The sequence below is a fragment of the Arthrobacter sp. 131MFCol6.1 genome (assembly GCF_000374925.1).
Taxonomy (GTDB): Bacteria; Actinomycetota; Actinomycetes; order Actinomycetales; family Micrococcaceae; genus Arthrobacter.
In genome coordinates, this window is the sequence record NZ_KB895554.1 from 90,314 (window position 1) to 98,432 (window position 8,119).

The window sequence follows — 8,119 nt, forward strand, 5'->3', positions numbered from 1 at the left end:
CCTAGCCCTTCACCGAGCCCTGGGTGAGGCCGCTGACGATATAGCGCTGCAAGTAAAGGAACAAAGCCATCACGGGGACGGCGGACAGCACCGCCCCGGCGGCAAAGACGCCCCAGTTTTCCGAGCGCTGCTGCGCCACGAAGGAGTACAGCCCGACGGCGAGAGTCTGGCTGTCCGGGTCCGTGAGCACCACGGAAGCGATCACGAACTCGCCGGAGATGGCGATGAACGTCAGCAGGCCCACCACGGCCAGGATCGGGGTGACGAGCCGCATGATGATGCCGAAGAAGATCTGCGCGTGGCTGGCGCCGTCGATCTTGGCCGCCTCGTCCAGGGACTGCGGCACGGTGTTGAAGAAGCCGTACATGAGGTAGGTGTTCACGCCCAGGGCCCCGCCGAGGTACACCATGATCAGGCCCAGCTGGCTGCCCAGCCCAAGGGCCGGGATGACCTCGGAAATCCCGCTCAGCAGCAGGAAGATGGCCACAACGGCGAGCAGTTGCGGGAACATCTGCAGCAGCAGCAGGCTCAGCAGGCCAATCCGGCGCCCGGTGAAGCGCATTCGGGAGAACGCGTACGCCGCCATGGCGCCCAGGAACACGGTGGACGCAGAGGTCACGCCGCCCACCACCATGGTGTTGACGAACCAGCGCGCGAAGGGGCGCGAGGGGTTGTTCAGCAGTTCGGTGAAGTTGCCGAAGTCGATCCGGCTGAACAAGGCGTTGGATCCCACCAGAGTGCCCGTGGAGTTGAAGGCCGCGGAAAGCACATACAGCAGCGGGAAGACCGCAAAGATGGTGACGACGATTCCCACCAGGTGCCGCCAGCCCTTGTCCTTGAGCCAAGCGCCGAAGGACTTGCGCCGAGGGAGGGCTGCAAGCCCGCCGGCGGTGTCGCCGGTGCCGTTGCGGGGTCCGGCACCGTCCCTGTCGCGTGCTTCTTCGGCCGTCCGGTCGCCGGAGGCAAGGCGCTGCGGCTGGTCAGTAGTGGAGACGACGCGTGCTGCGGGCCCGTTCATGAGTTCACTTCCTCAAGTGCCTTGGTCTGCTTGAAGCTGATGGCCGAAACCGTGGCCACGATGATGAAAATGATGATCGCCAGGGCGCTGGCCAGGCCGTAGTCACGGCCGGTGCCCTGCCCGAACGCAACCTTGTAGACGAGCGTGATCAGGATGTCCGTGGCCCCGATGTCCCGGTCCGTGTCCGCGAACCGCGGGCCGCCGCCGGTGAGCATGAAGATCACGTTGAAGTTGTTGAAGTTGAAGGCAAAGGATGAGATCAGCAGCGGCGCGATCGAGACCAGCAGGAGCGGCAGTTTGATGGAGCGGAACACCCGCCAGGGGCCGGCGCCGTCCATCCTGGCCGCCTCGTCCAACTCCGTGGGCAGGGACTGCAGGGCCCCGGTGCAGACGAGGAACATGTACGGGAAGCCGAGCCAGAGGTTGACCACCAGCACACTGATCTTGGCCAGGACCGGGTCCGTCAGCCAGCCGATCGTGGCCCCGCCCAGCAGGGTCTGGTTGAGCCAGCCGAACTGCGGGTTCAGGATGCCGGACCAGACCAGTCCGGACAGGAATGCCGGGAAGGCGTAGGGCAGGATCATGAGGATCCGGTAGATCTTCTTGCCTCGCAGGTCCTCGCGGTTGAACGTGATCGCCAGGAACAGTCCCAGGGCGAAGGTCAGCGCCACCGAGGCGACGGCGAAGGTGAAGGTCCACAGGATGACGCCCAGCAGCGGGCCGCGGAGGCTCGGATCGGTGAAGGCCCGCGCGAAGTTCTCCATGCCGACGTCGATCTTCCAGCCCGTAGTCAGCGTCTCTCCGCTGTCCGTGGCGAACGCTCCCTTGCCGTTGTCCCGGTAGACGGAACCGGTGTCCGTGTCCGTGAAGGTGCCGGCGTCGGCGTCGTACTCCAGGGCCGGCTTGAACTGGTAGGCGGAGCTGCCGTCAGCGGTCCGCAGAGTACCGTCAGCGGGATCGGCGGAGACCGGAACGGTGATGCCCAGGATCTGCTGCTGGTTGGCGACGATCTCCTGGAAGTTCAGGGTCCGGTAGCCTGCCAGGGCGTTGGCCTTGCCGGTGGAGTCCGTTCCCGCGCCGGAGACCTGTTCCAGCGGCGTGCCGGTGCTCCCCAGCGAGGTCCTGCCGTCCGGGTCCGTGAACAGCAGGTAGAAGGAGCCGTCCTTGGACAGCACGGCTGCCTTGTAGGCCGGCGAGTCAGGGACCCGCTTCTGCGCCGTGAGCTGGATGGCTGCGATCGCGTCATCCTTGGTGCTGTTGTGCCCGTCGCCGTAGTTGGTGAAGGCGATGTAGCCGCTGAAGAGCACCACGAACACCTGGAACACGAGCAGGAACAGCACGCCGGGGGCGAGATACTTCGCCGGCAGCCCGCCCTTGCGCAGGTAGATCCAGTTGATCGCCGCCACGACGACGGCGGAAACAGCCAGCGCGCCCCAGGACTGGCTGAGGAACAGCATCATGAGCACGTAGACGGCGACGGCATCCACGAGGCCCAGCAGGACGATCTTGGCGATCGTTCCCTTGGTGGTATCGGGGCCGAAGGTTCGGCGGCGGGAGCCGTTTAGTTTCCGGGAGGGGGTCCTGGCGGGGCCGCCGGGAGCTGCAGGGGCGGAATCGCCGGCCTGGCGGAGTTCGGTGTCTGTCATGGCTGTGTTCGGTCCTCGGGAGAAAGCTGGGGTGGTGCAGGAACGGGCCGGGCGGCATGCTCTGCCGCCCGGCCCGGGCTGTGCGGTGCCGCGGACCCTCAACGGGATCCGCTGGAACCGCGCGAGGGCTAACCCGCGATCTTGGCCTTGATGCTGGCGGCCATCTTGGCCCAGTCAGCGGCGGGATCGCCCTGGCCCTTGATGAGGGCGAGCTCGGTGGCTCCCCAGTCAGCCCAGACGGCACTCATTTCCGGAATGGCCGGCATCGGGACGCCGGCGGCGCCGATCTTGCCGAAGGCTGCCACGACCGGATCGCTGGCGGCCTTCTCGAACGAGGCCTTCAGGGCCGGCGGACGGCCTCCGGCCTTGTACATGGAGTCCTGTGCTGCCTCGGTGGTGAGGTAGTTGGTGACGAACTCGTTGGTGGCCAGGGCGTTGGCGCTCTTGGCGCTGATGAAGAAGCCGTTGACGCCGATGAACGGCTGGGCGGGCTTGTCGCCGGCGGTGGGCAGCTCGTCGACAGCGAACTTGATGCCCTTCTTCTGCACGTCCGGCACGTTCCACGGGCCGGTCAGGTAGTACGGGGACTCGCCGGCCAGGAACTTCTCCTTGGCGATGTCGCCGGTGATGTTGGAGTTGATGATCTTCTCTCCGGCGTCGCCCCAGGCGGCCAGCTTCTTGGCGAACGCGACGCCGGCGGCGTCGCCGATCAGGAGCTGCTTGGGATCGTAGCCGCCGTCGGCAGCCTTGCCGAAGACCTCCGAGCCCATGGAGGACTGCAGCGGGTACAGGTGGTAGGGGTCGCCCTGCTTCGGGTCCATGCCCACCAGGAACGGGAATTTCGCTTTGCCGTCGGCCACGGCCTTCTTGCCGTTGGCGATGACCTCATCCAGGGTCTTGGCACTCTGGGGCACGAGGTCCGTGTTGCGCAGCAGGGCGATGTTCTCGATCGCGTACGGAACACCGTAGACGGAGCCGTTGTAGGTCATGGCCTTGACGGCGGAGTCCTGGAACCCGGCCTTCTTGTCACCGAGCTCCACGGGCGCGATCACGCCGTTCTGGACGAACTTGCCTACCCAGTCGTGCGGACCGACGATCAGGTCCGGGCCCTTGCCGGTGGGGACCTGGGTGATGAAGTCGTCGCGGACTGCGGCGAAGTCCTTGACCACGAGCTTGACCGCGATGCCGGTATCGGCCTGGAATTTGGCCGTGATGTCCTTCAGCGCGGGTGAACGCTCGGCATCGACCCACATGGTGATCGTGCTGGCCCCGGAAGCCTTCAGGTCCGGCTTGGCCGTCGCGGTGGCCGGCGCGGTGGCTGCGGCGCCGCCGCAAGCGCTGAGGGCCAGCGCGGCCACTACGGAGATCGCGCCTGCGGTGAATACCCGCCGGCTCGTCCCGTTCGTGAGGGTGTTCTGCACCTTCATTGGTGTCCCTTTCATAAAATCCTGCATCCACGCGTAAGGCCCTGGAATTCCATTCCAGAGCCCCGTGGCATCGTCGGTGATGTGGCTCACAGCTGCAAGCGCTTCCAAAGTACATGCTCGACGGCGCTTTGAAAAGTCAGGCTACCGGCCGGTAGTGGGACCAGCCTCCTGCGGCTGGGGTGCGACGCGCCACGATCCGTCGCTCACGTTCTTAGCTGTCGTCGGCCGCCAGGCCGCACTCCCCGCCCGGGATAATCCAATCGCTGGCCAAACACGCGGGCTGGAATGTGACTGGAAGCGTTTTCATTTTGGGTGCGCGGGACTTACCATTACGGTCATGTCCGTAGATGCAGCTCTCTTCTCCCCCGCCGCGATGGCCGGCACCCCCACCGGTCCCCTGACGGGCCCGCTGACCCCGGTGCACGCCGCTGACCACCTTCCCGGCTGGTGGCGTTCCGCCGTCATTTACCAGGTGTATCCGCGTTCGTTCCGGGACCTGAACGGCGACGGCGTCGGCGACCTCGCCGGTATCACGGCCGAGCTGCCTCGCCTCGCCGAACTCGACATCGACGCCGTCTGGCTGTCCCCGTTCTACCGGTCACCCCAGCGTGACGCCGGCTACGACGTCAGCGACTACTGCGACGTCGACCCCCTGTTCGGCACGCTGGACGATTTCGACACCATGATGGCCGAGGCCATCCGGCTGGGGCTGCGGATGATCGTTGACCTGGTGCCCAACCACTGCTCGGACCAGCACCCGGCTTTCCAGGCCGCCCTCGCCGCGCCGGCCGGCAGTCCCGAACGGGACATGTTCATTTTCCGCGACGGCCGCGGCACGTTCGGCGAGGAGCCGCCGAACAACTGGCAGTCCCACTTTGGCGGATCGGCCTGGACCCGGATCACCGAACCCGACGGCGCGCCGGGCCAGTGGTACCTGCACCTGTTCGATTCCTCCCAGCCGGACTTCAACTGGGACAACCGCGCCGTTCACGAGGAATTCGAGCGCGTCCTGCGCTTTTGGCTCGAACGCGGAGTCTCCGGGTTCCGGGTGGACGTGGCGCATGCCCTCGTCAAGGCCCCCGGCCTGCCCGAGTGGGGCGGCCGCGCCGACGGCAACAGCTGCGACGGCTTCCCCGGCCACGACGCCCCAATGTTCGGCCAGCCCGCACTTCATGAGATCTACCGCCAGTGGCGGCGGATTCTCGCGGAGTACGGCCCCGACCGGATCCTCTGTGCCGAGGCTAATGTGGACCCGCTTCCCCGGCTCGCCGATTGGGTCCGTCCGGATGAAATGCACCAGGCCTTCAACTTCCCCTACCTTCACGCAGGACTTGACGTGCACCGCATGCGCAACGTCATCACCGAGTCGCTGACGGCGCTGGACGCCGTCGGTGCCCCCAGCACCTGGGTGCTCTCCAACCACGACGTTGTCCGCCACGCCACCCGTTTCGGGTACACCGGTCAGGCGCCGCGTGACGGCGACGGAATCGGCACCTGGGATCCGCAGCCGGATGAGGACCTCGGACGGTCCCGGGCGGCTGCCGCGTCCATGTTCATGCTGGGACTGCCCGGCGGCGCCTACCTTTACCAGGGCGAGGAACTCGGTCTCCCGGACGGGATCGACATCCCGGACACCCGGCGGCAGGACCCCACCTTTGCCCGCACCGGCGGTGAGCGGCTTGGCCGCGACGGCTGCCGGGTCCCGCTGCCCTGGCGGGCCGGCGAGCTCCATGCCGGGTTCGGCGACGGGCAGGACCCCTGGCTGCCGCAGCCGGACAGCTTTGCCGGACTTGCGCGTGATCTGCAGGCCGCGTCGCCATCGTCGCATCTGAGCCTCTACAAGCGGATGCTGGATCTCCGCCGCGGGCTGGAACTCGGCCGCGGCTCGCTGTCCTGGTACGAGGACCTGTGCACGGACACGAGCCTGGCCTTCCTCAACGGGACCACGCTGGTGCTGCTCAACACGGGATCCGAACCCCTGGACATGCCGGCCGGCCGGGTGCTGTTGCGAAGCTCGACGAGGCCCGGGTCCGGCTACGCCACGGAGGACATGTCCAGCACCGGTGATCAGTTAAGCTCAGGTGAAACAGTTTGGCTGGAAACCTACATAGAGGACACGGAGGGGTAGAAATGCCCGGCATCAAGGACGTCGCGGAACGGGCCGGCCTCTCCATCGCTACCGTTTCGCGCGCCTTGAGCGGCAAGGGCAACGTCTCGCCGAGGAGCCGGGAGCGTGCCCGGGCCGCCGCCGCCGAGCTCGGTTTCGTCCTGTCCTACCACGCCTCGAGCCTGGCCTCGGGACGCAACCACAACGTCGGCGTCGTTGTGCCTTCGGTCCACCGGTGGTTCTTTTCCTCGGTCGTCGAAGGCGTCTCGGCGACGCTGCTGGATGCCGGCTACGACCTCACGCTGTACAACGTCAGCGAGGGGCAGGAGCGCCGTCACAGCGTGCTGAACGACTTCCTGCTCCGCAAACGCGTGGATGCCGTCATCGCGGTGTCTTTGGAGCTCTCCGAAGCGGAGATTGACCAACTGCTGGCCATCCATCGCCCAATCGTGGGAATCGGCGGTCCGTTGCCCGGGGCTTCGACAATCCGCATCAATGATTCCGGCATCGCGGAGGCCGCGGCCCGGCACCTGATCCAGCTTGGTCACAGCCGGATCGCCCACATGACCGGGGACGCCGCCTACGAACAAGACTTCCGCCTGCCCGGGACGCGTCAGGCCGGCTTCAAGAAAGCCATGCGCGATGCGGGACTGGCGGTCCGGCCGGAGTGGCAGGTCTCCGCCGATTTCACGATTCAAGGCGCATATGCCAGTGCCCGCCAACTGCTCGGTGGCTCGCCGGAGCGTCCCACGGCCGTCTTTGCCGCCTCGGACGAAATGGCGATCGGCACGATCCTCGCCGCCCGGGACTTCGGCCTGCGGGTGCCGCAGGATCTCTCTGTCATCGGCATCGACGGCCACGAGCTGGGTGAGGTCTTCGGACTGACCACGATCGACCAGGATGCTCGGGGGCAGGGCGCGTTGGCCGTCAGGCGTCTGCTGGCGGGACTCAACGGCGACGCTGACTCATCGGCGGCGGACTCCGAATACCCTACACAGTTCGTGATCCGTTCCAGCACTGCCGTTCCGCCGGTAGACCAGGCACCACTGCGGGGCTAAGGTCCGCGCCAGCCGTTCCGGAGCGGCCGCCGGCCTGAATGACTGCCTGAGCGCCAGCCTTAATGCCTGATGGTACGGGCGCGCCGGTCTCAGGGCGTTCAGGCGTCGGGGCCGACCGCACCGGCGCCACCCATGAACCGAACGAAGCGGTCCAGGACGGCGGGCCAGCCTGCCGCATACTCTGCCCGGGCCGCAGCGGGGTCCTCGGCGCCTTCCCAGCCGCTGTGAACCAGGCGGAGCTCTGTCCCTTCGCCTACCGCCCTGAACGCCACCCGGAGTTCGGTGGACCACATGGCAGTGGTTCCGGGGTGCCAGCTGGCGTGGAAGGACAGCGGCGGCTGCCAGTCGTCAATCGATCCCCACACCGCCGTCCTGCCGTCATCCGAGGACTCCATGATCAGGTTCTCCTCGAACTCGACATAGGAGCCGGCGCCGTAGACGCTGTGGTCCTCGAGCGGCCACCAGAGGTGCGTGTGTTCCGTGAATCCCATGAAGGCCCGGGCGACTGCGCCCGGCAGCACGACGCCGACGACGACGGGATCGAGTTCGTCCGCCGCGGCGGGCTCCGGTGCGCCGGACGGGGCATGGCTGAAGAGGTTATCCATGGGCAACAACTCTACCCGCGTGGCCTTCTTCCCCAGATCCTGACCTGGACTCGAAAGCGGCCTAAAGGGGGGTTAAATGCGGGAGGACCCCAACCTGGTGGTTGGGGTCCTCGACCTGAATGGTGTTCCGGCGGTGACCTACTCTCCCACACCCTCCCGGGTGCAGTACCATCGGCGCTGTGGGTCTTAGCTTCCGGGTTCGGGATGGGACCGGGCGTTTCCCCCACGCTATGACCGCCGTAACCCTTGCTCCGCCAC

Annotated in this window: 6 protein-coding genes and 1 rRNA gene; 2 read left to right on the forward strand and 5 right to left on the reverse strand. The window is 66.8% G+C overall.

Features of this window, described 5'->3' with window-relative positions; genetic code table 11:
* Position 1: 1 nt before the first annotated feature.
* The 3 genes from C566_RS0118540 to C566_RS0118550 form a co-directional block, all read right to left on the reverse strand.
* Positions 2 to 1,018, reverse strand: coding sequence for a sugar ABC transporter permease (locus C566_RS0118540; RefSeq protein ID WP_018775855.1), 1,017 nt, complete (start codon positions 1,016 to 1,018; stop codon positions 2 to 4).
* Entirely contained in the window at positions 1,015 to 2,664 is a 1,650-nt protein-coding gene (locus C566_RS0118545) for an ABC transporter permease subunit (protein WP_018775856.1), read from the reverse strand. Before C566_RS0118545 ends, C566_RS0118540 begins: the two co-directional genes overlap by 4 nt.
* Before the next feature lie 128 nt (positions 2,665 to 2,792).
* Positions 2,793 to 4,091 carry a sugar ABC transporter substrate-binding protein gene (locus C566_RS0118550; RefSeq protein WP_018775857.1) on the reverse strand — a complete coding sequence of 433 codons (1,299 nt, stop codon included), beginning with the start codon at positions 4,089 to 4,091 and terminating at the stop codon, positions 2,793 to 2,795.
* Between the two features lie 373 nt (positions 4,092 to 4,464).
* Here C566_RS0118550 and C566_RS0118555 point away from each other — a divergent pair, with 373 nt between their 5' ends.
* Both C566_RS0118555 and C566_RS0118560 read left to right on the forward strand, forming a co-directional pair.
* Positions 4,465 to 6,219 carry a glycoside hydrolase family 13 protein gene (locus tag C566_RS0118555; protein WP_018775858.1) on the forward strand — a complete coding sequence of 585 codons (1,755 nt, stop codon included), beginning with the start codon at positions 4,465 to 4,467 and terminating at the stop codon, positions 6,217 to 6,219.
* Positions 6,220 to 6,221: 2 nt separating this feature from the next.
* Positions 6,222 to 7,256: a LacI family DNA-binding transcriptional regulator gene (locus C566_RS0118560; protein ID WP_018775859.1), complete on the forward strand. Its 1,035-nt coding sequence runs from the start codon at positions 6,222 to 6,224 to the stop codon at positions 7,254 to 7,256.
* A gap of 98 nt (positions 7,257 to 7,354) precedes the next feature.
* Here the strand turns inward: C566_RS0118560 and C566_RS0118565 are convergent, their stop codons facing one another.
* On the reverse strand, positions 7,355 to 7,861 hold the full coding sequence (locus C566_RS0118565) for an SRPBCC domain-containing protein (RefSeq protein ID WP_018775860.1): 507 nt from the start codon (positions 7,859 to 7,861) through the stop codon (positions 7,355 to 7,357).
* Between the two features lie 125 nt (positions 7,862 to 7,986).
* Positions 7,987 to 8,103: ribosomal RNA gene (rrf, locus tag C566_RS0118570) — 5S ribosomal RNA — on the reverse strand.
* Between the last annotated feature and the right edge of the window lie 16 nt (positions 8,104 to 8,119).

Bases quoted from the DNA above. Each gene is read 5' to 3' on its own strand.
- C566_RS0118545 (WP_018775856.1), bottom strand. From the start codon at position 2,664: ATGACAGACACCGAACTCCGCCAGGCCGGCGATTCCGCCCCTGCAGCT.
- C566_RS0118565 (WP_018775860.1), bottom strand. From the start codon at position 7,861: ATGGATAACCTCTTCAGCCATGCCCCGTCCGGCGCACCGGAGCCCGCC.
- C566_RS0118555 (WP_018775858.1), top strand. From the start codon at position 4,465: ATGGCCGGCACCCCCACCGGTCCCCTGACGGGCCCGCTGACCCCGGTG.
- C566_RS0118560 (WP_018775859.1), top strand. From the start codon at position 6,222: ATGCCCGGCATCAAGGACGTCGCGGAACGGGCCGGCCTCTCCATCGCT.
- C566_RS0118540 (WP_018775855.1), bottom strand. From the start codon at position 1,018: ATGAACGGGCCCGCAGCACGCGTCGTCTCCACTACTGACCAGCCGCAG.
- C566_RS0118550 (WP_018775857.1), bottom strand. From the start codon at position 4,091: ATGAAGGTGCAGAACACCCTCACGAACGGGACGAGCCGGCGGGTATTC.